General features: G+C 64.8%; 19 protein-coding genes and 1 pseudogene. 9 read left to right on the top strand and 11 right to left on the bottom strand.

Translation table 11 applies throughout. The features are described from left to right. Window positions 1-4: 4 nt before the first annotated feature. Window positions 5-355, bottom strand: coding sequence for a VOC family protein (locus CH271_RS22460; RefSeq protein WP_037191017.1), 351 nt, complete (start codon window positions 353-355; stop codon window positions 5-7). 146 nt (window positions 356-501) lie between these two features. On the opposite strand from CH271_RS22460, the gene recC reads away from it, so the two are divergent. From recC to recD, 3 genes are read left to right on the top strand one after another with little or no spacing between them, the layout of a single operon-like run. Next, window positions 502-3,777, top strand: a complete 3,276-nt coding sequence (gene recC / locus CH271_RS22465) for an exodeoxyribonuclease V subunit gamma (RefSeq protein ID WP_094634892.1) — start codon at window positions 502-504, stop codon at window positions 3,775-3,777. Then, window positions 3,774-7,115 carry a UvrD-helicase domain-containing protein gene (locus tag CH271_RS22470; protein WP_094634893.1) on the top strand — a complete coding sequence of 1,114 codons (3,342 nt, stop codon included), beginning with the start codon at window positions 3,774-3,776 and terminating at the stop codon, window positions 7,113-7,115. Before recC ends, CH271_RS22470 begins: the two co-directional genes overlap by 4 nt. Further along, window positions 7,112-8,974, top strand: a complete 1,863-nt coding sequence (gene recD / locus CH271_RS22475; RefSeq protein WP_094634894.1) for an exodeoxyribonuclease V subunit alpha — start codon at window positions 7,112-7,114, stop codon at window positions 8,972-8,974. The genes CH271_RS22470 and recD overlap by 4 nt, the downstream gene beginning before the upstream one ends. A gap of 18 nt (window positions 8,975-8,992) precedes the next feature. Here recD and CH271_RS22480 read toward each other — a convergent pair whose 3' ends face one another. The 4 genes and pseudogenes from CH271_RS22480 to CH271_RS22495 all read right to left on the bottom strand — a co-directional run bounded on the left by CH271_RS22480 (window position 8,993) and on the right by CH271_RS22495 (window position 13,652). Then, window positions 8,993-9,808, bottom strand: coding sequence for a TY-Chap domain-containing protein (locus CH271_RS22480; protein ID WP_094634895.1), 816 nt, complete (start codon window positions 9,806-9,808; stop codon window positions 8,993-8,995). Window positions 9,809-9,885: 77 nt separating this feature from the next. Next, window positions 9,886-11,088 (bottom strand): annotated as a pseudogene (locus tag CH271_RS22485) (sulfite reductase subunit alpha); the annotation flags it as partial. Window positions 11,089-11,136: 48 nt separating this feature from the next. Further along, the gene (locus CH271_RS22490; RefSeq protein WP_094634896.1) at window positions 11,137-12,621 is read right to left on the bottom strand and encodes a DUF2079 domain-containing protein; all 1,485 of its coding nucleotides are present in this window, start codon (window positions 12,619-12,621) and stop codon (window positions 11,137-11,139) included. A gap of 50 nt (window positions 12,622-12,671) precedes the next feature. Continuing rightward, complete coding sequence (locus tag CH271_RS22495) at window positions 12,672-13,652, bottom strand: GTP pyrophosphokinase (protein WP_037191025.1); 981 nt, start codon at window positions 13,650-13,652, stop codon at window positions 12,672-12,674. Window positions 13,653-13,743: 91 nt separating this feature from the next. Here CH271_RS22495 and CH271_RS22500 point away from each other — a divergent pair, with 91 nt between their 5' ends. Then, entirely contained in the window at window positions 13,744-14,718 is a 975-nt protein-coding gene (locus CH271_RS22500) for a sigma-70 family RNA polymerase sigma factor (RefSeq protein WP_094634897.1), read from the top strand. A gap of 12 nt (window positions 14,719-14,730) precedes the next feature. Here CH271_RS22500 and CH271_RS22505 read toward each other — a convergent pair whose 3' ends face one another. Together CH271_RS22505 and CH271_RS22510 are read right to left on the bottom strand one after the other, a co-directional pair. Next, window positions 14,731-15,138 carry a VOC family protein gene (locus CH271_RS22505; protein ID WP_037191030.1) on the bottom strand — a complete coding sequence of 136 codons (408 nt, stop codon included), beginning with the start codon at window positions 15,136-15,138 and terminating at the stop codon, window positions 14,731-14,733. Window positions 15,139-15,313: 175 nt separating this feature from the next. Then, window positions 15,314-15,583 carry a hypothetical protein gene (locus CH271_RS22510; protein WP_037191031.1) on the bottom strand — a complete coding sequence of 90 codons (270 nt, stop codon included), beginning with the start codon at window positions 15,581-15,583 and terminating at the stop codon, window positions 15,314-15,316. A gap of 269 nt (window positions 15,584-15,852) precedes the next feature. Between CH271_RS22510 and CH271_RS22515 the strand changes: the two genes are divergently transcribed. Together CH271_RS22515 and CH271_RS22520 are read left to right on the top strand one after the other, a co-directional pair. Continuing rightward, entirely contained in the window at window positions 15,853-17,034 is a 1,182-nt protein-coding gene (locus CH271_RS22515) for an NAD(P)/FAD-dependent oxidoreductase (protein ID WP_094634898.1), read from the top strand. A gap of 70 nt (window positions 17,035-17,104) precedes the next feature. Beyond that, window positions 17,105-18,214 (top strand): hypothetical protein, encoded by a 1,110-nt coding sequence (locus tag CH271_RS22520; RefSeq protein WP_094634934.1) that lies wholly within the window; start codon window positions 17,105-17,107, stop codon window positions 18,212-18,214. A 34-nt stretch (window positions 18,215-18,248) separates the two neighbouring features. On the opposite strand, the gene CH271_RS22525 is transcribed toward CH271_RS22520, so the two are convergent. The 4 genes from CH271_RS22525 to CH271_RS22540 are packed head-to-tail and all read right to left on the bottom strand — an operon-like array spanning window position 18,249 to window position 23,276. Then, window positions 18,249-19,691: a GntP family permease gene (locus CH271_RS22525; protein ID WP_037191035.1), complete on the bottom strand. Its 1,443-nt coding sequence runs from the start codon at window positions 19,689-19,691 to the stop codon at window positions 18,249-18,251. Continuing rightward, window positions 19,688-20,326: a bifunctional 4-hydroxy-2-oxoglutarate aldolase/2-dehydro-3-deoxy-phosphogluconate aldolase gene (locus tag CH271_RS22530; RefSeq protein WP_094634899.1), complete on the bottom strand. Its 639-nt coding sequence runs from the start codon at window positions 20,324-20,326 to the stop codon at window positions 19,688-19,690. The genes CH271_RS22525 and CH271_RS22530 overlap by 4 nt, the downstream gene beginning before the upstream one ends. Then, the gene (locus CH271_RS22535) at window positions 20,323-21,936 is read right to left on the bottom strand and encodes an N-acyl-D-amino-acid deacylase family protein (RefSeq protein ID WP_037191040.1); all 1,614 of its coding nucleotides are present in this window, start codon (window positions 21,934-21,936) and stop codon (window positions 20,323-20,325) included. The genes CH271_RS22530 and CH271_RS22535 overlap by 4 nt, the downstream gene beginning before the upstream one ends. 14 nt (window positions 21,937-21,950) lie before the next feature. Next, entirely contained in the window at window positions 21,951-23,276 is a 1,326-nt protein-coding gene (locus CH271_RS22540; protein WP_094634900.1) for an alanine racemase, read from the bottom strand. An 85-nt stretch (window positions 23,277-23,361) separates the two neighbouring features. Here CH271_RS22540 and CH271_RS22545 point away from each other — a divergent pair, with 85 nt between their 5' ends. From CH271_RS22545 to CH271_RS22555, 3 genes are read left to right on the top strand one after another with little or no spacing between them, the layout of a single operon-like run. Further along, complete coding sequence (locus tag CH271_RS22545) at window positions 23,362-24,384, top strand: sugar kinase (RefSeq protein ID WP_256986506.1); 1,023 nt, start codon at window positions 23,362-23,364, stop codon at window positions 24,382-24,384. After that, on the top strand, window positions 24,381-25,178 hold the full coding sequence (locus tag CH271_RS22550; RefSeq protein WP_052047708.1) for an IclR family transcriptional regulator: 798 nt from the start codon (window positions 24,381-24,383) through the stop codon (window positions 25,176-25,178). Before CH271_RS22545 ends, CH271_RS22550 begins: the two co-directional genes overlap by 4 nt. After that, a complete protein-coding gene (locus tag CH271_RS22555; RefSeq protein ID WP_094634902.1) occupies window positions 25,175-25,576 on the top strand; it encodes a RidA family protein in 402 nt (133 codons plus the stop codon). Before CH271_RS22550 ends, CH271_RS22555 begins: the two co-directional genes overlap by 4 nt. The last annotated feature ends 354 nt before the right edge of the window (window positions 25,577-25,930 follow it).

The raw sequence follows: 25,930 nt of genomic DNA on the forward strand, positions 1-25,930 counted from the left end.
TCGATCAGTAGTGCTCGCGAAAGCCGCCGATCGCAGTGATGGAGTTGCCGTCCGGATCGGAGGCCGTGGACAGTCTGACCCCTTTGTTCGCATCGACGATATTGCCGAAGTCGATTCCGCGGGAACGAGCGGCATCGACGAACACCTCGATGTCTTCGACGGCAACGTTGAACAACGACGAGCCTGCCCGCTCGGGATCCACGGTCACTTGCAGCCACGCAGCGGACGCCAGCCGCCACTCCACCAGACTCGCCATCGGATTGTTGTCGGCCCGGCGGTCGAACAGCTTCTCGTACCACTCTCGTGCCGAGTCGATATCGCGCACCGCCACCACGGCAAGCACATGTTCGATCATCGCGTTCTCCTTCGTATCGTTCGGTTGCGCAGATATGGACCGGATCCGACGGCCCGACTCATCGCGCAGAATCTGTCGGTGGCTCGAGTAGGGTCGTCACGAGCCCGAAATCGGGCACCGATACGAGCAGGCAGGGGACCGCAACGGTGTTGACGCTCCACCGCGCCGAACGCGCCGGAACACTCGCGGCTGCACTCGCCGACATCCTGTCCGTACCGCTGGCCGATCCGTTCGTGCCCGAGATCGTGTCGGTCCCGGCGAAGGGCGTCGAGCGGTGGCTCACGCAGCGACTGTCGAGCACACTGGGCGGTTCGAATGGCGACGGTATCGCAGCCAACATCGACTTCCCGAGCCCGACGCGGTTGGTCTCGCGCGCCATTGCTGCGGTCGACGACATCGACCCCGACGATGATCCCTGGGCTCCGGGCCGGGTTCTCTGGACCGCGCTGGAGGTGATCGACGAGTGTCGCACCGAGACCTGGGCGGCAGTGCTGTTCAAGCACCTCGGTGCAGGTTCCGAGGATCATCGGGCGGGACGCCGCTGGTCGACGGCATCGCATGTGGCAGAACTGTTCCGCGCCTACGGATCTCAGCGTCCCCAGATGCTGCGCGACTGGCTCGACGGGCGCTTCACCGACGGCCACGGCGGCGATCTCGACGAGGACCTGCTGTGGCAACCGCGAGTGTGGGCCGCGATACGGGAGCGGATCGGCAGCCCGAGCGCAGCCGAACGCCTGCCGCAGACCTGCGCCCGACTCCGGGACGCACCGGAGTCGGTGGACCTGCCGAGCCGGTTGTCGGTGTTCGGTCCGACCCGGCTGACAACCGATCAGCTCGAGATATTGAGTGCGCTGTCGCAGGCTCGCGACGTGCACATCTGGGTTCCGCATCCCAGTCCGTCGATGTGGTGCACCCTCGCCGAAATTCCGGCGGTGACGCGCCGACGAGACGACACGACAGCTCTGGCCGTCGAGCATCCCCTGCTGGCAGGCCTGTCGCGAGACGTACGAGAACTGCAGGCCACCATCGCGTCGGTGGCGACGCGCACCGTGCATCACGAGGGCCCGCAAACAGCGAACACCCTGCTCGGCCGAATCCAGGCGGACATCACCGCCGATTCGCCTCCTTCTGCCGAATTCGACGACGGCACAACCTTCGTGGACGGATCGGTGCAGATTCACGCGTGCCACGGACCGGCTCGGCAGGTGGAGGTTCTGCGCGAGTCGTTGCTGCATCTGTTCACCGGCGACCCGACGCTCGAACCACGGGACGTGCTGGTGATGTGCCCGGATGTCGAGACCTACGCGCCGCTGATCCGCGCGAACTTCGGGCAGGCGGCGCTGGTGCATCCCGGACACCGGTTGCGGGTGCGCCTGGCCGATCGGGGCCTGCGTCGCACCAACCCCGTCCTCGACGTCATCGCCACGGTGCTGGACTTCTCGGAGGGCCGGGTGACGGCGAGCGAGCTGTTGGACTTCGCCGCGAGTGGTCCGGTACGGGAGAAGTTCTCGTTCACCGACGACGATCTCGAGCGCCTGCGCGAATGGGTGACGAGCTCCGGTGCTCGCTGGGGATTGACAGTTCGGCAACGAGAAGCCTATGGCTTGAACGGTTTTCGACAGAACACCTTCAAATCGGCGCTCGATCGCATCCTGTTGGGAGTGGCCGCGGACGAGACTCGGAACGAGTACCTCGACCTCGCGCTGCCTCTCGACGATGTCGACAGCAACGACATCACCCTCGCCGGCCGCTTCGCCGAGTTGGTGGATCGGCTCGCCTCGGTGCTCCGCGCACTGGCCGGTCCGGCATCGGTGACCGAGTGGACGCGGCAGCTGGGGCGCGCCCTCGATCTGCTCGCCGACGTGCCAACGGCCGACGAATGGCAACTGGCACAGGCACATCGCGAGATCGCCGACGCCACCGAACACGGCGGCACCGCCGAGCTACGACTCGCGGATGTGCGTGCCATGCTGGCCGGCAGACTGGCCGGCCGACCCACCCGAGCGAACTTCCGTACCGGCGAGCTGACCGTGTGCACCATGGTGCCGATGCGCTCGGTGCCGCACCGAGTGGTGGTGCTGCTCGGACTCGACGACGAGGTGTTCCCCCGAGTGGGCAGTATCGACGGAGACGACATCCTCGCCCGCGATCCGGCCGTCGGTGAACGAGATATTCGCAGTGAGGATCGGCAACTGCTCCTCGACGCGGTGATGTCGGCGGAGGAAAAACTGCTCTTGTTCTACACCGGAGCAGACCCCGTCGACGGTTCGGCCAAGCCGCCCGCGATCCCACTGCGCGAGTTGATGGACGTGCTCGAGGTGACCGCGGGCGGAAGCGTCGAACATCGGCATCCGTTGCAGCCGTTCGATCCGCACAACTTCGAGGCCGAACACCCGTTCAGCTTCGACACGGTTGCCCTGGCCGGAGCGGTGTCCCAGCAACGGACGCCCGATCCGGTGGCACCGTTTCTGCCCGACGCGCTTCCTCCGGCGGAGCGCGGGGACGTCGAACTCGCCGAACTCATCGCCTTCGTCGAGAATCCGGTGCAGGCCTTTCTGCGCCAACGGCTCGGCTTCCGCGTTCCCGAACTCGAGGACGACCTGGCGGACAGCCTGGACATCGAGCTGGATCCGTTGTCCCGATGGAACATCGGTGATCGGATGCTTGCCGCGGTGCTCGCTGGTGGGGACATCGGAGAATTCGCCGACGCCGAGTGGCGGCGCGGCACCCTCCCGCCGTTCCATCAGGGCCGCCGGGAGATGTCCGACATCCGGCAGATCGTCGGAATCATCGCCGACGCGGCCGCTCCCTTCCACGAGGGTCCGGCCGAGACGATCGACGTCGCGGTCGATCTCGGCGACGGACGACGTCTGACCGGCACCGTCACCGGAATTCACGGCCGCACGCTGGCGCGCTCCTCGTACTCCCGCCTGGCCGCCAAGCATCGACTGGCCGCGTGGGTGCGGTTGCTGGCGGTAGCGGCATCGGAAGCAGGGGAGTGGAGCGCCGTCACCATCGGCCGCGCGAGTGGGATGCGCCCGCCTCGTCGCTCCCGGCTCAGCGGCCCGCTGGACCCCGTCGCCGTCCTGAGGGAGCTGGTGGACTTGCGGGACCGTGGAATGACGTCGCCGTTGCCGATCTCGACCGGTACCGCGTCGGCGTACGCGGAGAAGCGGTTCGGCGGCGGATCCATCGAGGACGGCTACGACTCGGCAACGTGGGCCTGGCGGGGCGACTTCGGCGACGGGACCGATCGATCGTTGCGGTACGTCCATGGTTCGACCCTGTCGTTCCAGACATTGCTCGCCGCGGCCCCGCTCGCCGACGAGACGGAGCCGACGAACGAGAAGAGCCGCTTCGGGATTCTCGCTCGAACACTGTGGGACCCGTTGCTGACCGCCGAGAACATGGGGAACGCATGACTGCCGCCCGCGGATTCGACCTGCTCGGTCCGATGCCGACCGGAACGACCGTCCTCGAAGCCAGCGCCGGGACCGGCAAGACGTACGCGATCGTGGGGTTGGCCGCGCGATACATCGCCGAAGGGATCGCCGAGATCTCGGACCTGCTGCTGGTGACGTTCAGTCGGGCCGCGACCCAGGAACTGCGTGATCGCACCCGAAGCAGGTTCGCGTCGATCGCCCGGGACCTGGCAGACCCGGACGCCGCTCGGGTATCTCCGGATCCACTCGTGGCGTTTCTGGCCGCAGTCGACGACGCCGAGGTGGACCGGCGGCGTCGACGGTTGCGTCGGGCACTGTCGGACTTCGACGCCGGAACCATCGTCACCACGCACAGTTTCTGTCAGCGCATGCTCGACGGGCTCGGCATCGCAGGCGAGCGCGAACCGGAATCGGCGTTCGTCGAATCGGTCTCGGACCTACTCGAACAGGTCGTGGACGACCTGTATCTGCAGATGTTCAGCGGTGACGACGAGGCACCGGCATTCAGCAGGCGGGACGCTCAGCAGTTGGCGTTGGCGGCCGTGGGTGACCAACAGTCGATTCTGTATCCCGACACCGAGGACCAGGACGACGACAACCGCGAGCCCGCACTTCGTGTGCGGTTCGCCCGGGAAGCGCGCCGTGAGATCGAACGTCGCAAACGCCTGCTCGGGCTGCGTGACTACAACGATCTTCTGGGACTTCTGCATTCGGTGTTGTCCGACCCCGTCCACGGCGAGGCCGCCTGCGCGCGAGTGCGAGACCGATTCCGCGTCGTGTTGATCGATGAGTTCCAGGACACCGACCCCATGCAGTGGGACATTCTGCGGCGGGCGTTTCACGGCTTCACGACGCTCATCCTCGTCGGCGATCCGAAGCAGGCCATCTACGCGTTCCGCGGAGCCGAGGTGCTGAGTTACCTCGACGCGGTGCAGACCGCGGACCATCTCTACGAGCTCACTGCCAACTGGCGTAGTGATTCGGGGTTGCTCGACGCCCTGCATCATCTGTACGGCGGTGCGGCCCTCGGTCACGAGGACATCGTGGTGCACCGAGTCGAACCTCGAAACCCTCTCTCACGCATGGTCGGACATCCGCCTTTGCGGTTGCGCTATCTGCCGCGAACCGGCGCCGGTCCACTGCGGCAGGGTTTTCCGGCAGTCGACCGACTCCGATCCCGGGTTGCAGCTGACGTTGCGGCGGACATCGTCGAGCTGTTGTCCGGACATGCCGTGATCGAGCGACCGGATGGCCCTCGGGTGATCGAACCGCGAGACATTGCCGTGTTGACCCGAACGACCAAGCAGGTGGCCTTGATTCGGGACGCACTCGACGCGGTCGGGGTCCCGTCCGTCGTGTCGAGCAGCACCAGCGTGTTCGGCACCGAGAGTGCCCGACACTGGCTGTGGTTGCTGCAGGCCATCGAGCAACCTCATCGCACCGATCGCGTACGTCTCGCCGCGTTGACTCCGCTGCTCGGGTGGACCGCAGCGCAGCTCGACTCCGGGGCCGAGGACGCGCTGTCCCAGGTCAGCAGTCGGCTGCGCGAGTATTCGGTGCTGTTCGACGAGGCCGGGTTCGCGGCAGTCTTCGAGCGGGTGTCGGCCCAGTCCGGACTCGATGCCCGGTTGCTCGCGGTCGAAGCCGGTGAGCGCACGATGACCGATCTGCGGCACATCGCCCAATTGCTCAATCGCGCAGCGGTATCCGAGTCCTACGGAATCACCGCCCTCACTCGCTGGCTGACCGACCGCATCAAGGAACCGGCAGCGGGCGGGTCGACCGACCGCAGTCGACGACTCGACAGTGATTCCGCAGCAGTGCAGATCATGACGACACACGGCAGCAAAGGGCTCGAATTCCCGGTCGTCTATCTGCCCTACGCCTGGGACACGTTGTACTTCAGCAAGCCGTCGACGCTGTTGCTGCACGAGAACGGCAAGCGGATCCGAGACGTCGGCGGACCGTCCGGAACGGGCTACGCGGCCAGGAAGATTCTCAACGACCAGGAGGAAGCAGGCGAGGAACTGCGACTGCTCTACGTCGGTCTCACCCGCGCCGAGAGCCGGATCGTGCTGTGGTGGGCACCGGGCCGCAACACCGCGACGTCCTCGCTGCACCGCATGCTGTTCGGACGAATCCCCGGAATTGCTCTGCCGGAGCCGTCCTACAAGGTTCTCGACGACGCGACGACTGCGAACCGGCTCCAATCCTGGGTCGGGTCGGCAGCCGACCTCATCTCGGTCGAACCGGTGGGACCCGGTGAGCCGTCCACCGCACACTGGATTCGTCCCGAGCAACCGCACCTCGACGTCGCGGCCGCACGATTCGATCGAACCCTCGACCTCCTGTGGCGTCGAACGTCGTACTCCGCGTTGACAGCTCACGCTCACGACGCCGCGCCCGGCCGGCCCGAGGTTGGAGTGACCAGCGAGGCCGAGCATCCCGAGAAGACGGACGAGCCCGCCGACACGTCGGTGGGCGCCGAATACCCAGGACGCGAGTACATCGACGAACAGCTGGACGGAATCGGGTCACCGATGAACGGCATGCCTGCCGGCGCGGCGTTCGGAACGCTCGTCCACGAGGCACTCGAACACGTCGACACGTCCGCACCCGATCTGCTCGAGGAACTCGAGCGCCGCTGCGCTGCCGCGGTCGCGTCGCGGATGGCGGAGGTCGATCCGGTGGCATTGGCACAAGCGCTTCTGCCGGTGATGCAGACACCATTGGGATTCGGGACGCTGGCCGACGTAGCGCCCTCCGACCACCTGGCCGAACTCGACTTCGAGCTGCCCTTGGCCGGCGGAGACGATCCGGTGGCGGACACGGTCACGTTGAAGTCCGTGGCGCGGCTGTTGCGACACCACCTCGATCCCGCGGACGTGCTCGCGTCCTATGCAGATCTGCTCGACGATCTGGAGGCGACACCACTGCGCGGGTTCCTCACCGGAAGTATCGACTCGGTTCTTCGCGTATCCGGACCGCGGTACGTCGTGGTGGACTACAAGACGAATCGAATCGCCAGAGGCGATCTGACCACCGGCAACTTCACGCGCGAGAAGATGGCCCAGGAAATGATCCGCTCGCATTATCCGCTGCAGGCAATCCTGTATGCCGTTGCGCTGCATCGATATCTGCGATGGCGTCAATCGAACTACGACCCGCAGCTACACCTCGGCGGCATCCGGTACCTGTTCGTGCGGGGCATGGTCGGACCGCAGACCCCCGCCGGGTGCGGGGTGTTCGACTGGAATCCGCCCGCAGCTCTGGTGGTCGAGCTGTCGGACCTGCTCGCGGGGAGGGTGACCCGATGACCGGAGTCTCGATTGCGCTGCGCGGCAGTGGAATCCTGCGCACCTTCAACGACGTGGGTGTGCTGTCGGCATCCGACGTGCACGTGGCCTTGCGCCTCGGTGCCCTTGCCTGGGAGTCGTCGGAGCATGTACTGCTCGCCACTGCTCTGACGGTGCGCTCGGTGCGATCGGGCTCGGTGTGCCTGGATCTGCGACGCCTGCGAGACGTCACCGTCGACGAGGATTCGGACGTCGATCCGAGCGCACTTCCGTGGCCGGAGCTCGACGACGTGCTCCGAGAACTGAGGGTGAGTCCATTGGTGCTCGGCAGTCCGAATGGACCGTTGAGACCGCTGAAATTGGTCGACACCGATCAGGGTGAGCTGCTGTACCTGGACCGATACCATTTGCAGGAGAGCACCGTTCGAGATCTCCTCGACGTGCGTTCGCAATCCCACCCGGCCGCCGATGCAGACGAGATCCGCGACGCGCTGGCCGCGCTGTTCGTGGACGAATCTGGCGCACCGACGGCCGCTCCCGATCGACAGCGAATAGCGGCAGCGCTGGCGGCGACGCAGTGGACCACGGTCATCGCAGGCGGACCGGGAACCGGAAAGACCCATACGGTAGCGAGAATTCTGGCGCTTCTCGTCCGCGAACACGGAAGCGATCTGCGGATCGGGCTCGCCGCACCCACCGGCAAGGCCGCAGCCCGGTTGCAGGAGTCCGTGTCCGAACAAGCCGGGCTCCTCGGACTTCCAGCAGACCTGAAAGCGATGACGCTGCACCGACTTCTGGGATGGAAGCCCGGTAGCAAGACGAGGTTTCGGCACGACGCCGAGAACCGACTGCCGTACGACGTCATCGTCGTCGACGAAACCTCGATGGTGTCTCTGACGATGATGTGTCGGCTACTGGAAGCCGTGCGTCCGGAGTCTCGGTTGATTCTCGTGGGAGACCCGGATCAGCTGACGTCGGTCGACGCAGGCGCAGTGCTGGCAGATCTGGTGGCCAGGCCGGTCACCGGCATCGAGAACCCGGTTCTGGCGCAGCTCGTCGACGTGGACTTCGCCGCAGCCGAGGATCCCGCGGAAGCCGCTCTGAGCGCATTCGAGCGAGACCGACTGCGCGGCGGCGTCGTTCGGCTCAGTCGTGGCCGACGGTTCGGCGGAGCCATCGCTCGCCTGGCCGTGGCCGTGCGAGACGGCCGGGGCGACGACGTGATGGCGCTGCTCGAGTCCGGCGCGGAGGAGATTTCGTTCCAGAGCCCCGACGACGTCGACGCCCTGCGTTCCGACGTGATCGACACCGCCGCCGAGGTCACCGCCGCCGCCGTACGAGGAGATGCCACCGCAGCACTGCTCGGGCTCGAGAAACATCGCCTCCTGTGCGCTCACCGCGAGGGTCGATGGGGGGTCTCGCGGTGGGACCGGCAGGCGATGGAGTGGGTGGGAGAAGGCAGCGGAACGTTTCTCGACCCCTCGCTCTGGTACCCCGGACAGCCGTTGTTGGTGACGGCCAACGACCACGAGGCGAGGATCTACAACGGGGACACCGGCGTTGTGGTGTTGGGAGACAACGGAACTCCGATGGCGGCGTTTCCGCGAGGTCGTGGCCACGTCTTGATTCACCCGAATGTGCTCTCCTCGGTACACACCGTGTACGCAATGACGATCCACCGCAGTCAAGGCAGTCAGTACGACACCGTGTCGGTTCTGCTGCCCGCTGAGGCATCGACGCTGTTGACCCGAGAACTGCTGTACACCGCCATTACTCGTGCACGATCGCACGTACGGGTGATCGGTACCGAAGAGGCCATCCGCGCGGGCGTCGAACGTCAGGTGCTGCGGGCGAGCGGCCTGCGCCGAAAGATCCTGTAGTTCGTCGGATCCTCTTCGTCACCGGCACGCATGCCGGTCTGCCCTCGTCACGGCGTCCATGCTGTGCGCGACCAGCAGCCAGGTGCGGGCAAGGTTCTTCCATACCGCGACCGAGTGCTCCGCACTCGCGTCGTCGGGGCGGGCCCGAACAGCGGCCGATCGATGCAGCGAGACTGCTCGCGCTTTCAACGCGTCGAGATCGCCGTCGGCGCACACCGATCGAACGGTGTGCGCATCGACGCGCCGACCGATCAACTGGCACAGCGTCTGCAGTGCCGTCAGCTCGGCAGGAACGTCGTCGGACGACTCCGACGGACTCTCGGTCGCGGCGCCGGTCGTGCGACCGACGATCCCGCGTTGCAGGTCGACCGGCCCCGATGATGCACCGTCGGCCGCCACGCTCCACACGCTCAGGAACGACGGATGCGGGACGTTCCAGATCTCTCGGAACACGCGAGTGATCATCTCCGCGACGAGCGCCGCATCTGCTCGGGTGTCGGTTCGTGTGAGATCGATGATCGACCCGTCTGCGACCGGCTTGCCTCGATCCAGCCATCCGCAGTCGAGTAGCTGCACATCCATGGCCGTCGTGTCCGGGGCATCCGGGTACAGCAGTGACGGCAGCGCTGCCACCGACACCAGCACGCCGCGGTCCGTCGCCGCCACATCGATGTACGGGCGCAACCCACGCTCGCCCGGGCTCGCCTGAGCGGCGGAAACCGTGATGTAGTCGCCCCTCGGCAAGGTCCGAAGACGAGCATGCAGATTCTCGGTGAACGTGGCCCACGCGAGCGCGGTGGTGGAGTCGAAATGGCCGTTCTGCAATGCGGTCACGATGCAAACCCTCTTCTCGGACGAGAACTGATGCCTGTATCCGAGACCGTAGCGAGAGGGTCCGACAAGAACCCGAGTCAGTACACGTCGCGCAGATAGCGCTTGGATTGCTTGAGGTCGTTGACGTAGTCCTCGGCGGCGTCGGGGGAGCGGCCACCATGTTCGGCGACGATCTCGTGCAGTGCCTCGTCGACGCCCTTGGCCATGCGCGTCGCATCGCCGCACACGTACAGGTGCGCGCCCGCTTCGAGCCACCCGTACAGCTGCTTTCCGGCCTCACACATGCGGTGCTGCACGTAGATCTTCTCGTGCTGGTCACGGGAGAACGCCAGATCGAGTCGCGTCAACAGACCGCTGCGCTCGAACTCGGTGAGTTCGTCCTCGTAGAGGAAGTCGCTCGTTCGATGCTGATCGCCGAAGAACAGCCAGTTCTCGCCTGCGGCTCCGCGTGCGTGCCGCTCGTGCAGAAATGCTCGGAAGGGTGCCACTCCGGTTCCCGGCCCGATCATGATGATCGGGGTGTCGTCCGGGGGGAGGCGGAACGACTTGTTGGCGGACAGGAACACTCCGGCCTGCTGTCCGTCCTCGACGCGATCGGCCAGATACGTCGAGCAGACGCCACCGCGATCACGCTCGGCCGACCGGTATCGGACCGTCGAGACGGTCAGATGAACGGTGCCCTCGTGCGCGATCGGTGACGACGAAATCGAGTAGACCCGGTGTTGCAGAGGACGCAGCAACCCGAGGAATTCGGCCGGATCGAAGGCTCCCGACCGATCGAGATCGAGAACGTCCACGACGTCGCGACCCCAGGTCCAGGCGTCGAACGACGCGCGGTCGCCGTTCTGCAGAACGTGATCGAGCTCGGCGTCACCGGCGCGTTCGGCCACGGCCTCGATCAGATCCATGGGCGGGATGCCGATCTCGTAGTCCGTGGTCAAGGCATCGGCCAAGGTGATCTCGCCCGACTTCGTGTGGACCGCGGTGTCGGCAGGCACACCCAGACGCTCGATCACGGCCGAGACCAGCGCCGCGTCGTTGACGGGCTTCACGCCGAATCCGTCACCGGCCTCGTAGGCGATACCGCTCTCGCCGAGCGCGATCGAGAAGTGTCGAACTTCTTTGGCCGACGTGGGACCGGAGAGGCGTCGGTTGCTCAGAATCTGCGCGCGGTAGGGATTCTTCCGATTCCACGGTGAGCGCTTCGATGCGGTCTTGGTGGCGCCGAGATCGCCGGTTCGAGCGTCGATGTCCTGTACCTGCCTTGCAGTAGTCGTCTCTGTGAGTCGAGTGGGAGGTCGACTCGTTCGAACACTAATCGGGACCACTCACTCGCGGTGCAGGACCTCGATTCCGTCGACGGAGAAGACGACGTCGTATCCGCTCGCCAGCGCCCGGCTGATCGCCTGACGATCGCCGGTCTCGTCCGTCGGCCACCCCGCGGGCCGTTCGCGGTTCACGACGATCCAATCCGGCACGGTCGAATCGGTCGTGCGCTGCGGAAAGACCGACACGTCGTGGTCGGCGACGAGTTGGGCCACGAGATTGTTCGACGCCGCAACGCGATCACCGGCGGGAATCCACTCGGAGATCTCTCGGGCGGTCTCGGCCTGCGGATCGATCGTCCACTCCTGCGCATGCACCACCCGTGACATGGGCAGGAACGGCAATGCGACGACCGCGAACGCTGCCACGAACGCGACGATCAGCTTTCGGCCGCGTTCGGTGAGCTGACCGTGCCGGTGGCTACGCGCCAATGCGTCGAGCAGAGCGATGAACACGATGACCATGAGGATCGCGTTGTAGTGGTAGATCGGCTTCCAGAAGTTGGTGTTGTCACTGAGAAAGCGCCACGCGACCGTCGGGACGGCGATCAGGAGCAGCGGAGAGCGCAGAGCGAAGAAGCCGGTGACAGCGAGCAGCAGAAAGGCGGTGGCCGCCCGTGAATCGCCGGCAACCAGCCCGTGTGCGGTGTCGGCTATGCCTTCTCCCAGGGGAGGCAGCTTCGAGCCCTGGTCGTACGAGTTGTCCGAGCTGAGGGCCGGGACGATCACCTTGACCGCGAGAACCACCCAGGTCAGTCCCCATACAGCAGTCAGCGCCCCGAGGATGCGCGTTCGGCCGCTCGTCCACAGCGCAACCAATGCCCCGATGACGATCACCGTCAGGCCCATGTCCTCCTTGACGAACACGAGGGGTAGAGCCCAGGCAAGGGCCGGCAGCCAGCGCCGATCGACCAGCGCGACCATCGACATGGCCAGCAGAGGCATCGCGAACGCCACCTCGTGGAAGTCGAAGTTCAACGCGGCCTGCACGCCCCAGGAGAGTCCGAACGCCGCGGCCGTCACGATGCCGACGATCGTGCCGAATCTCTGTACCGCCAGTCGGCTGATCGGCATCACGGCAAGCGCGAACAACACGGCTTGCGCGATCAGCAGCGTCTCGGCGTGCGGGAACAGCCGGTAGACAGGTCCCAGCAACGCGGTGATGGGCGAGAAGTGGTCACCCAGCGTGTTGTAGCCGGTGCCGAGCAGGTCCGATGTCGGTGCCTGGAACTGCGAGTACGACGCGATCTGCTGAACGAATATGCCCAGGTCGAATCCGGATGTACGGAGCTGGCGATGGCCGAGGACGGACATCACCGCGTACAGCGTCGCCAGCACGGCGAACGAGACGGCAGGCACCAGAGTCGCGGCGGAGCGGAATCTTGCGCGCCGGTCCGTGGTCGCGGTTCTGTCGGTGGCTGTTCTGTCGGTCGCGGTGTCGACACTGTCGGCATCGGTGACGACCGTGGATTTCTCGGTAGTGGTCACGAGAAGGCATGTCTACCGGACCGACGTGAGACGTTGCTGAGAACTCCAGGTCAGCGCTTGCGCTTCTTCGCGGGCTTGCGTCGTGGCGGCTGCGAGGTGAGGTGGTAGTAGAGCGCGTCCTCGGAATCTTCCACCACCACGTCGATGAAGTCGCCCACCTCGAGGTAGTCGTTGACGGCGATCCGGTCGGTCGAGCCGATGACTGCCTTGACCGATCGTGCGGGAACGAGGCCTCTACGGCCGTCGGGTCCGACGGCGAGTGCGTAGCGCGGACCGGTGCGGGTGACCCTGGCGCTGATGAAATCCGGATCCTTCGGAATCGGGGCGGCCGCAAGCACGCCCCCGTCCTTCGATGCGGCCGTCAACGAGTCGAGCTGCGCGGCCAGATCGTCGGCCATCGCATCCACCTGATCGAGCAGGTGGGCCATGTGCGCGGCGTAGTCGGTGTGCTTCTTGGTCGGCTTGAGTGCCTCACCGGGCTTGTACATGTCCTCGTGGGTCAGCTCGCCCCAGGCGTCCTGCAGGCGCGTCTTGACCTGAACCTCCACCTTCACGTCGAGATCGCCCTGATGCGTGGCCACTCGAACGACGAGCACGGCGTGATACGCGCGGTAGCCACTCGGCTTGGGAAAGGCGACGTAATCGGTGGGTGGTTGTGCGAACCGCACGGAGCATTCCGGGTCGTTGCACGCACGCTCGAGCGCAGCGACGAACGTCAGCTGATCGCGCGGGGTCTTGCACAGCACCTTGACGCCGACGAGATCGGGCAACGCCTCGGCGACGGCATCGGCGTCGGTCGGCTCGGCGATGCGGCCCTCGGACAGGTAGCGGCGCAGTTTGTCGGCCGATCTGCCCGGGTCCTTGATGCGTGCAGTCTGCGCATTGAGTCGGTCTCGATCGACGTCCTCGAGAATCTCGTCGGCGATGGTTTCGAGGAAGTTCTGCGCCGTGACGAGAGCGGCTTCCCACGCTCGACGACGCTGCAGGTACAGCTCTTCGACCAAGTCGTCGATACTCGTTGCCGATGTCACGATGCCGAGGTTAACGCAGAAGTGTCGGCAATCCTCTCGACGGCGCGCGTTCGAGCTGTGGCGCGACTGCGTCCGGTTTACGCTCTACCGCATGACCGTGGCCTCGGAACAGAAGGACGACTTCGTCGAGAAGTTCGATCCCTTTCGTCGCGAGTTACTCGCGCACTGCTACCGCATGACCGGGTCGATCCACGATGCCGAGGACCTGTTGCAGGAGACGTACATTCGCGCGTGGCGGGGTTACGCCAAATACGAGGGCCGTTCGTCCCTGCGCACATGGCTGTACCGAATTGCAACCAACACCTGTCTGACCGCTCTGGACGGCCGGGCGAAGCGTCCCTTGCCGACAGGCTTGGGTGCACCGAGTTCCGGCCCCACCGACGAACTGGTGCAGAACAACGAGATTCCGTGGCTAGAGCCGATCGCCGATTCCGAACTGGCGGATGCGAGTGATCCGGCATCGATCGTGGTGGAGAAGGAATCCGTGCGGCTCGCCTTCGTCGCCTCGCTGCAACATCTGTCGTCACGGCAACGCGCGGTGCTGCTGATGCGCGAAGTGTTGCAGTGGAAAGCATCGGAGGTAGCCGAGGTTCTCGCCACGACGACGACAGCAGTGAACAGCCTGCTGCAGCGAGCGCGGGAGCGGCTCGACGAGATCGCGCCCGAGCTCGACAACGTCGAGCCCATCGAATCCGCGGAATTACAGGAACTTCTCACCCAGTACGTGGAGTGTTTCGAGAGTTACGACATCGACCGACTGGTCACGCTGTTCACCTCGGACGCAGTGTGGGAAATGCCGCCATTCGTCGGGTGGTACCAGGGTGGCGAGACGATCGGATCTCTCATCCGGAACAACTGCCCCGCAAACGGGGCAGGCGACATGCGGATGGTGGCCACCTCTGCCAACGGTCAACCCGCATACGGGCTCTACATGCTGGCCGAGGACGGTGTGCACCGCGCGTTCCAGTTGCACGTTCTCGATGTCGATGCCAGAGGGGTCGGGCACGTGACCTGCTTCTTCGATCTGACGCTGTTCGATCGATTCGGTTTGCCCGACCGCCTCTAGTCGAACGTTCGGTCAGCCCTGCGAGACTGCCGACGGATCCATCCACATCACTTCCCAGACGTGGTCGTCGAGATCTCGGAACGCCCGGCCGTACATGAACCCGTGATCCTGGGGCTCCATCCACTTCGACCCACCCGCGGCGATCGCCGCGTCGGTGAGCGAGTCGACTTCCTCGCGGCTGTCGGCAGAGACGCACATCAGTACCTCCCGGGCCGAGCCAGTGTCGCAGATCGAGTCCGAGATGAAGTCCTCGAATCGCGAGGTGGCCAGGAACATCACGGTCGCCTGATCGCTGACGACCATCGATGCACAATTCTCGTCGCTGAACATATCGTTGAACTGGAATCCGAGACCCTCGAAGAATGTGCGGGTTGCGACGACGTCGCGGACGGGCATGTTGGCGAACAGCGAACGGGACATGAATACACACCTTTTCTGGAAGAGCCTGCTGCGTCGAACCGTCGAACGGCGGTCTTGTTCGTACTGACAGCTCTCGATCCGAAAAGTCATCGGGTGCAGATGTGCAGACACGACGCGACCCCGCCGAGCGGATGCTCGACGGGGTCGCGGACTGCGAAGCTGAAGGGGGGTGTGGCTATCGCGTGATCTGCGCGAGGCGCGAGAGCATCCGCGAGAAGACGTGGCCGTCGTTGCCGAGGTCTGCATAGGGATCGGATGCCTGATCCGACTCGGTGGCGTCCGGCGTTGCCGCAGCAAGCGTGCGCGCCAGGCGGGTGCGACGCTCGATGGCGTCGATGATGGTGGCGTCCAGCGTTGAAACTTCGTCGAAGAGCTGGTCGACGTCAGCTGTCGCGATATCGGCGTTGTCGGTGCCAATTGCGAGCGAATCGATCTGAACAGTCACATCGTCTCCTTTTGTTCGCGTCCTGAGGTGTGAGTCGTTCGGTCGGCCGGAACCGTTACAGCTCGGCCCGAGTAAAAACGATGTTTCGTCGCCCAGACCAAGATGCCCACTCGATGGGCCTGGGCCAACCTCTTCGGGGTGTGATGCTGCATACAGTCCGGTCGGTTCCTCCACCTGCGGGTTTCCCGGACGGAGCGGCTCCGAGGATTCTTCTCGCGTTGTTCCGGGTAGCCGGGGAGTGAACGACGTCGACTTTCGAGGAGTGAACGATGCGTTACGACTACCTGATCATCGGCGGGGGAATGGTCGCGGACAGCGCGGCTCGCGGAATCCGCGAGCAGGACACGACGGGCTCCATCGGCATACTCGGCACCGACCCGGACGCGCCGTACACGCGGCCGGCGCTGTCGAAGAAGCTGTGGACCGACCCGGAGTTCGGGCGCGATCAGGTCTCGCTCGACACGGCCTCCGACACCGGCGCAGACGTGCACACCGGAACTCGAGTCGTATCGGTCGACCGCTCCGACTCGTCGGTCACCACGGAATCCGGAGAACACCACGAGTACGGACAGCTTCTCCTGGCGACCGGTGCAACGCCGACGCGCATCGAACTCGCTCCCAGCCCCCGCGTGGTGTACTTCCGCACCTTCGCCGACTACCGGGCGCTGCGCGAGCTGACCAAGACCGCCGATCACATCGCCGTGGTCGGCGGCGGATACATCGGCACCGAAATCGCAGCTGCCCTGTCTCTCCAGAATGTGAAGGTCACACTGGTGACGTCGGATGCCGTACTCGGGGGACATATGTTTCCGCCGACCCTGGCTGCCGGCTTCGACAAGGGATTCGCAGGCCACGGTGTGACCGTGCGCCGGGGAACGAGGGTCGTGTCCGGAGCCGAGGCGTCGGCGCGCGTACAACTCCAACTCGACGACGGTTCGACCGTGGAGGCGGACGGCGTCGTGTTCGGACTCGGCGTGCGACCCAACACGGAATTGGCTGAATCTGCAGGGCTGTCGGTCGACGACGGCGTGATCGTCGACGAGTTCCTCCGGACCGAGGACGAGCACGTCTACGCCGCCGGTGACGTGGCGAACTACCCCGATGCCATCCTCGGACGCCGTCGTATCGAGCATGTCGACAACGCGACCGAGATGGGCAAGGCCGCAGGACGCAATATGGCCGGTGCCGCAGATCCCTACAGCTACACCCCGTACTTCTACTCCGATGTCTACGACGACGGCTATCAGGCGATCGGCACGGTGTCCACGACGCTGAGCGTCGTCGAGGACTGGAAGTCGGTGGGCAAGGAAGGCGTCGTCTACTACCTCGACGACGATGCCGTCGTTCGGGGCGTACTGATGTGGAACGTCTGGGAGGGCCTCGACGTGGCACGCACCCTGCTGGCCGAGAAGAAGCCGCAGACCGAGCAATCGTTGCGCGGACTGATCTGAAATTCTGGAACACTCGATGGCGAGCGATCGGTCGACGACACCGGCGATCCGGCGCGATCTAGGAGAGACGATGTCCGAATTCGATGGCAATGGGTCGGCCGAACAGCGTGCCCGGTTCGACGACGAGGTCCACCGCCGCTGCGCCGACTGCCGGTTGCCCGGCCGTTCCGAGCCACTGTCCGACGCGGCCGCTGTCGCCATCGCTGCCGGCCGAGTGGACCAGGCCACCCGAGTCGTACTCGTCGACCGATGGCATGCAGGGCGCTCGCTCCCGTCGATCGGGGGATTCGGCGCGTTGCGCACTCTGGTGGACGAGCGCGATCGCTGGCTCGCCAAGGACACGACGAGCAAGCCTGGATCGGCGCTCGTGTACCGACTCCGAGCTGCCGAGCTGACCAAACGCGTCGATCACCACCGCACCACCGTGGTGATGTCCAATCGGCACTACGCCAACGGAGTACGTGCGGCGCGAAAGGAGCGCCGGGAAGGTGTGCATCTCGATCTGGACCAACGGGACGCGGTCTTCGATGCGCTGACGAGAACGCCTGCGCCACAGAAGTTCGGCCCGATCGCCGAGCGTGGCCTGTCACTGGTGGATGCGGCCACGGATCGGGTGAGCACGCTGGCGCGCAGAACCCCGGTGGCCGACAGGGTCGAGTGGGCGACCGGAATGGTGGATCAGTTCGTGGACCGAAAGGACGACCGTTTCGTCGATCGCTACGACACCCTGCTGTTCCTTGCCGGCACCTCGTTCGATCGAGTGCGTCGGTCGCCTGCATGGCAATCGACCTACTTCGAGATCCAGCGCAATCAGCTGGACCTGTTCGTCGAACTCACCGAGATCTCGCTCGATGCCACGTCGCTGCGAACGGTAGCGACCGAGCTGAACCGGATCGGTGAAACGATGGTCGACGAGGAGACCGCAGCGCAGGTCGAGTCTCGTCGTGGCGCACTGGAAGTGGTGTGGAAACAGTTGACCGGACGGGTGGCCGCGCTGGTACGACTCGCGAACGTGGTCGAGTCCTCGGAGACCGAGGCCCGCACCTCCGACGCGATGGCCCGCGCGCACAGCTTGGACGATCGGATCGATGACCTCGTCGGGCGGTCGGGGAGCCGGGAAATGTCCGCCGAGAACACACATTTCGTCGGTGATCAAGTGCGGACGCAGTGGCGCGACTGAGTGCAGCCGAGGGCACATAGCCGCGCCACTGGCTCTAGGCGATGATTGCGAAGAGGATTCCCGCGACGGCGAAGCTGACCACGGACAGAATGGTCTCGAGAACCGTCCATGTCTGCAGTGTCTGCTTGACGGTCAGGTTGAAGAACTTCGCGATGATCCAGAATCCGCCGTCGTTGACGTGGCTGGCGATGATCGAGCCCGCTGCGATGGACATGGCGATCAGCGCAACGGCCGGAGCCGAGTAGTCCTGGGCTGCGACCAGTGGTCCGACGATGCCGCCGGTCGTCACGATGGCCACGGTTGCCGACCCCTGGGCGACCCTGAGCGCACAGCTGATGATGTACGCCAGCACGATGATGGGAAGACCTGCGGCCGCCATGGTGTCGGCCAGGGCTGTGCCGATTCCCGTGGCGGAGATGACCTTTCCGAAGAACGCGCCCGCGCCGACCACCAGTAACAGCATGCCCACCGGGCGAAGCGACTCTCCGGTCAGCTTGCTGAGTTCCTGGACCGTGGATCCGCGTCGAATGCCCAGAACGTAGAACGCGATCAGAACTGCGATCAGAAGCGCGACGGCCGGGGTGCCGAAGAAGGTGAGCACTTCGAGCAGGTTGCCGGGATCGAGCAGGATGCTGCCGAACGTGGCGCCGAGGATCAGGACCAGTGGAACTGCGATGATCGCTCCGATGGTGCCCACCGACGGCGGCGTGGTGACGACCGGACGCTTGGTCGCGACCGTGCCTGCGCCTCCACCCTCGGTTGTGCTCGCGTCGTTTCCGTCGTTGATGAAGTCCTCGGGCACGTCGACGATGATGCGTTTGCCGATCCAATTACCCCACACCAGGCCGGCGGCGATGAATCCTGGTATTCCGCAGATGAATCCGAACAGGATGAGCCAGCCCAGGTTCACTTCGAGCAACCCGCCGAGGGCAACCGGACCTGGATGTGGCGGCAAGAAAGCATGCGTCATGGACAATCCTGCCAACATCGGCAGCGCATAGAGCACCAACGACTTTCCGCCTTGGCGCGCCGCCACGTAGACCAACGGTGCCAACACGAAGATGCCGATGTCGAAGAACACCGGGATGCCGAAGATCAGACCCAACAGGCCCATTGCGATGGGTGCTCCGCGTTCTCCGAAGACGCCCAGCAGCTTGGCGGTCAGTGCCTGTGCGCCACCGGACTTCTCGAGAATCGCGCCCAGGACCGTTCCCAGGCCGATGATGACTGCGATGTGCCCGAGGATGCCGCCGAACCCGGTTTCGAGAAGTGATTCGTTGCTCTTGATGGCGGTGCCGACTATCTCGTTGACGGGCAAACCGGCAGCCAGAGCCAATCCGAGGCCGACGATGAGAAGTGCGATGAACGGTTCGAGTTTGACCTTGATGATGACGATGAGCAGTACAGCAATTGCGATGCCGCACAATACGAGTAGTCCTGGCGTGGAGGTTCTGAGCCAGTCGACGACAGAATTCATGACGAGCCTTCCTTGATGTCTGCGCTGATAGCCGCCACGAACGCCTGCGCTCGCGCGGTGATGTCGTCCCACTGGGCCGCCGCAACCGACGCCGGTGAAACCACATCGGTGCCTGCCGTCACTGCGACGGCACCGGATGCCAGGAACTGAGCCGCGTTACCTGCGTTGACTCCGCCGGACGGAACGAGTTGCGCGTCGGGGAAGGGGCCGAGCAGATCCTTGAAATACGCGGGCCCGACGGTCCGTGCCGGAAATATCTTCACGGCATCCGCCCCGAGATCGAGGGCGGTCATCACTTCGGACGGGGTGAGCGCGCCCATCATCAGCGGGATTCCGGCGTCGGTGACGATCGCGGCAACGTCGGGACGGAGCCCAGGAGTCACGACGAAGCTCGCCCCGGCGTCGATTGCCGACCGCGCTTGGTCGGTCGTCAGGACGGTGCCCGCCCCGACGACTGCACCGGCGTTCGATGCCGTGCGGAGCAGCGCCAGCACGCCTGGTGTGGTGAAGGTCAACTCCAGGGCCCGAATTCCGCCGCGCGAGAGCGCATCTGCCAGCGCAACAGGATCGGAGATGTGAGGCGCGCGGACCACCGACAGTGCGCGGTCCGCGAGAATTGTGGACAGTGCATTCATGCTGTCTGCTTTCCGATGGAATCGAGTCGCAGGGCACGGCCTGCAAGAGAGTGGGTGGGGCGTCGATCGTCGATGGCGAACGCGCCGTTGACCATGACGTGGCTGATGCCGTCGGCCTGTTGTTTCGGATTCTCGAACGTGGCGGTGTCGCGCACGGTGGCAGGATCGAACAGCACGAGATCGGCTGCGTGGCCGAGGGCTATCGTGCCGCGGGCGCGCAGGCGGAGCCGCGCAGCGGGACGGCCGGTCAGGTGATTGATGCAGTCCTCCAGCGAGAGCAGTTGCTCGTCTCGGACGTAGTGACCCAGGTAACGGGGGAAGGTTCCCCAGGCGCGTGGGTGCGGTTTCTCGCCGACCAGGATCGCGTCACTGCCGCCCATGTGGCGTGGATGCGCCATGATCTCTCGCACGTTCTCCTCGTGGCCGACGTGCTGGAGGATGGTGGTGGCCAGAGCGTCTCGGCGAAGGAACTCGAAGAACACGTCCACCGGCGCGCGCCCCTCGTCGGCCGCGATATCGGACATCGTGCGCCCGACGTAGCGATCGAGCTCCGGATTCGCGACACCGCTGAGCTGGATGGTCTCCCACTCGACGGTCACGCCGTGGCAGCCGTCGGACCCGTCGACGTCGACATCCTGTGCGATGCGTCGACGCATGTCCGGATCGTCGAGGCGTTCGAGCGCGCGATCCGGGCCACCCGACATTGCCCAACTCGGCAGCAGCGCAGACAAAGTGGTGGCCCCGGGCAGATACGGATACGTGTCGAGGGTGACGTCGCATCCGTCCGAGATCGCAGAGTCGACGCGGTCCAAGAACTCACGTGCCCGGCCCCGATTGACGCCGAAGTTCATCGTCGCGTGAGTCAGATGCAGCGCACATCCCGTATCCCTCGAGAGATCGAGCATCTCCTGGTACGCGTCGAGCGCGCCGGCGCCGTACGACCGAGTGTGCGGTGCATAGAACCCACCGAAGTCGGCGACGACCTCGCACAGCGCGCGTAATTCGCTGGTGTCGGCATACATTCCGGGCGTGTACGTCAAACCGCTCGACATTCCGACGGCACCTTCTTGCAGGCCCTGCGCCAACAACTCCTGCATGTGGGCGATCTCGGACGGCGTCGCGGGTCGCTGATCAGGGCCAACCGCGAGGTATCGCAATGTTCCCTGGGGAACGAGATAGGCAGCGTTCGGGGTGATTCCCTGGTCGAGGCGATCGAGGTACTCCGAGACCGAACGCCACGAGAAGTCGAGGTCGACGGGATTGCCGTTCCATCCGGCGATCTGACGCCGCACCACATCGAGTGTCGCGTCGTCGATCGGAGCGTAGGCGATGCCGTCCTGTCCGATGACCTCAGTGGTGACGCCCTGACTGATCTTCGGGAAGTGGTCGGGGTCGGTCAGCAGACGCAGATCGGAATGGGCATGCATGTCGATGAACCCGGGGGACAGGACCTGCCCCGCAGTGGCGTCGACAATTCTGTCGGCACCGAGAACGGTGCCGGGTTCGGCGATCGAGGCGATGATTCCGTCGCGGACGAGAACGTCACGACGCAGTCGCGGTGACCCGGTGCCGTCGATGACGTCGGCACCTCGAAAGAGGGTATCGGGCATGAGGTTTCGACTCTCTAGAAGAATGTGTGCACGAGATCGACGACGCGGGGATCGTCGCCGTCGGCGTCGTCGACGACGGGAACCAGACGCCACTTGTCGAAAGCGGTGCACGGGTGAGACAGGCCCAACCGCACCACCGATCCCACCGGGAGCGCCGTGCTGTCCTCGGCCGGTAGACGGAGGAACGCGTGTTGATCGTTCAGCGCCGTGATTTCGGCACCGGAGTCGAGAGTTTCGCCTCCCCGGACCGATTGGGGGACAGGCAGTCCTTCGTCGAACGGAAAGTCCCGCTTGCCCGCGTCGAGCAGCGCGAGACCGGGCTCCGGCCGGGAGACCGTCCGAGCCCATCCGTGCATCGCCGACAGCAGCGGCGCGTCGGTGCGGGCGGGAGTGAGTGGTGAAATCTGCGAGTAGAAGCCGTCGTCGTGCACCACATAGGCACCCGAGCGCAGCACGACGTCGGTAGCTACACCGTCTCCGGTGGTGAGGGATTGCAACTGCTCGACAACGAGATCCTGGTAGGCGCTGCCGCCTGCGGTCACGATCGCATGCTCGCCGTACAACCCTTCGGCATCGAGCGCGCGATGGAGGGCTGCGACGTTCTCGAGATAGGCCCGAACTGCTGCGAGGCCGCTGTCGGTCCGGTCGTGGCTCAGTGCGCCCTCGTAGCCGCCGACCCCGGCCAACGCCAGCCGCGGCGACGACGCGATCGCACGAGCGACCGCGGTCGCCTCGTCTGTCGTGCGTGCGCCGGTTCGACCGTGCGGGCCACCGAGTTCGACGATGACCGGGATGGGGCGCGTTCCCTGCGCCGTCAGTATGCGGTCCATCTCGTTCACCGTTGCGACGCTGTCCGCCCAGCAGTAGAACTCGAATGTCGGATGCGAATCCAGCTCGCCCGCAATCCATGTCAACGCAACGGGGTCGATCTCGGCGTTGGCGAGAACGATTCGGTCGACCCCGAACGCGCGCGCTGCTTGCACCTGCCATCCGGTGGCGAGGGTGATGGCCCAGCTTCCCGCGTCGAGTTGCTGCCTCCACAGTTGAGGGGCCATCGTCGTCTTGCCGTGGGGCGCGAGCAGCATTCCTGCACGCGCCGTCCATTCGGCCATGACCGAGATGTTCGACGCGATGCGTGCCCGGTCGAGTGTGAGTACGGGCGTCGTGAACTCGGAGAGCCGTGGCGACGTGGCGAGAAAACTCTCGACGGTGTGCCCCCACGACCTGGGGGGCAACGCCTTGTGCTCGGGTCCGAGCACTCGGCGGCTGAGCGCCTCGACGGCATCGATGTCGATCACGGTCGTCTCCTTGGTCTCAGTGAATCCGCATGCGTTGCGCATTATGCAACGCTGGTTGCGCAATGTGTTTATGGTTTGTAGTCTGCAACGAAAGTCAGCGTTCCCGCAAGAGTTCGAGGAGATCGACGTGAAAGCACCACGAGCGGTGTGTGTAGGCGAAGGCCTCGTCGTTCTGGTCGCCGAGCCTGGCCCACTGGAGAGATCGGAGACGTTCGACCGCACCGCCGGGGGTGCAGAAGCCAACGTGGCCAGGGTGTTCGGTCAACTGGGCGTCGATGCATCATGGATCTCGCGAGTGGGCGACGACGGATTCGGCCGGTACCTCGTCGACCAATTGGTCGCGGCAGGTGTGGACACCTCCGGTGTGACGATCGATCACGAGCGACCCACTGGCATGTACGTGAAGCAACGCGGCTCGGGTTCCGACGACCGCCACGACCTCGCATGCCGAGACAGTGCGATGACCTACTTCCGTGCCGGCTCGGCGGCGAGTGCTCTGTCGCCCGGAGACATCGACGGGAATGCGGCGAACCTGGTGGCTCGTGCCGACTTGGTCCATTTCACCGGAATCACCGTGGCCATCTCGGATACCGCCGCCGATCTGACGAGATCCTTGATGGATCTGCCCACCCTCGTCAGCTTCGATCTGAACTATCGGCCGGCGCTGTGGAAGTCTCGGCCGGACGCAGCCACAGATGTCCTCGGTGAACATGTTCGAGGAAGCGATGTGGTGTCCATGGGTGCCGACGAAGCTGCGCTGGTGTTCGGCACGTCCGATCCCGACGAGCTGCGCGAGATGTTTCCGCAACCACACCATCTGGTGATCAAGAACGACGCACACACCGTGACGGCATTCGAGGGAACCTCTCGGGTCGACGTGCCGGCGCTGAAGCTCGACGTCGTCGAAAAGATCGGTGCCGGAGACGCATTCGCGGGCGGGTACCTGACCGGACTGCTGTTGGGTAGGAGTTCCGTCCAGCGCGTTCGGTTCGGGCATCTGTGTGCGGCGGGTGCCCTCACCGGGCACGGCGACATCGCTTCGGTGCTTCCCCTCGCGGTGCTGACCGAACTTGCGGAACTGGCCGACGTCGATTGGGCGAGGCTGGACTACGCAGCGACTGCCGCGCGTCACTCGGGGGTATTCCAATGAGTCAGAGTCTCGCGCGGGCGATGACACTTCTCGGCTTGCTCGGCGACGGACCGCGATCACTCGACGAGTTGGCGTCGGTACTCGAGGTCCACAAGACGACCGTGCTGCGGCTGCTTCGCACGATGGAAGCCGACAGATTCGTTCAGCACGACGCGGATCACCGATATCAGCTCGGATCCAGGTTGTTCGAGCTCGCCAACCATGCGCTCGAACAGCGTGACGTGCGGAGCATTGCCCGGCCGCATCTGGCGGAACTCAACACGATCACCGGTCAGACCATTCACCTGGCAACGTACGAAGCGGGTGAGGTGATCTACATCGACAAGTTCGACGCCAAACAGAGCGTGCGGATGTATTCGCGGGTCGGCAAGCCTGCGCCGTTGCACTGCACAGCCGTCGGGAAGGTACTGATCGCTGCACGCCCACAGGTGGAGCGGGAGCAGATTGCGCAGCGCATCACCTACACGCCGTTCACCGAACGAACTATCAGAACGGCAGAGCACTACTTACGTGAGCTGGACCTCGTGCTCGCACAGGGATTCGCGGAGGACCGCGAGGAGCACGAGACGTTCGTCAACTGCATCGGCTCCGCTGTGCGCAACGGAACCGGCGACGTCGTGGCAGCAGTCTCGATGTCGGTACCCGACATGCTGCTCGACCACGACCAAGTACTGGCGACGCTGCCCGAGGTGCAACGGACCGCAGCCGCAATATCCGAGGGGCTGGGCTGGCAGCCGCAGGAACTCCAGGACCGCACGACAACCGACAAGAGCCCGACGGAAGGAAAGCAATGAGCGAGAAGATCGAAATTCGCACCGCAGGAGCCCCGGCACCCGCCCACACGTTCTCCCAGGGAGTGCGAAAGGGCCCGTTCGTGCAGGTATCCGGACAGGGGCCGGTGGATCCCACTACCAGCGAATACCTCTACCCAGGCGATGTCGCTGCGCAGACCACCCGCACACTCGAGAACGTCAAAGCAATCGTCGAGGCCGGTGGTGCGACGTTCGACGACGTCGTGATGCTGCGCGTGTACCTGACCAAGCGTGAGGACTTCACGATCATGAACGACGCTTATGGCGCGTTCGTGTCGGCGCACACCTCCGGCGACGTACTCCCGAGTCGCACCACGGTGTTCACAGGACTGCCGAGGGAAGAGATGTTGGTCGAGATCGATGCCGTTGCGATCGTCTGACGGAGCCCTCATCGGGTTGCCTGGTCAGATGTTCACGCAGAAATTACATCTGACCAGGCGATTTGCGTATGTGTTGGTCTTCGCGTAACTTTTGTCGAGTCAGAGCGACACGGACACCGACCCGGTCTTCACGGACTGGGACAACGAGGTTGTACGGAGTATGCACTGAACAACCCAGGCAAGGCTCGAAAGTAATGAGTCATGTCTGGGGTTCGAGCGTGTAAGCCCCGAAGTTACCGTGCAAACGGCAGCGACGGTGTGTGCGTGTTCTTTGAGAACTCAACAGTGTGTCGATGAATGTCAGTGCCGAATTTATTTGGTGAAAGCATTCGATGTATCAGCCATCCGCTTGTG

It is taken from the genome of Rhodococcus sp. 05-340-2 (assembly GCF_002258915.1).
Taxonomy (GTDB): Bacteria; Actinomycetota; Actinomycetes; order Mycobacteriales; family Mycobacteriaceae; genus Rhodococcoides.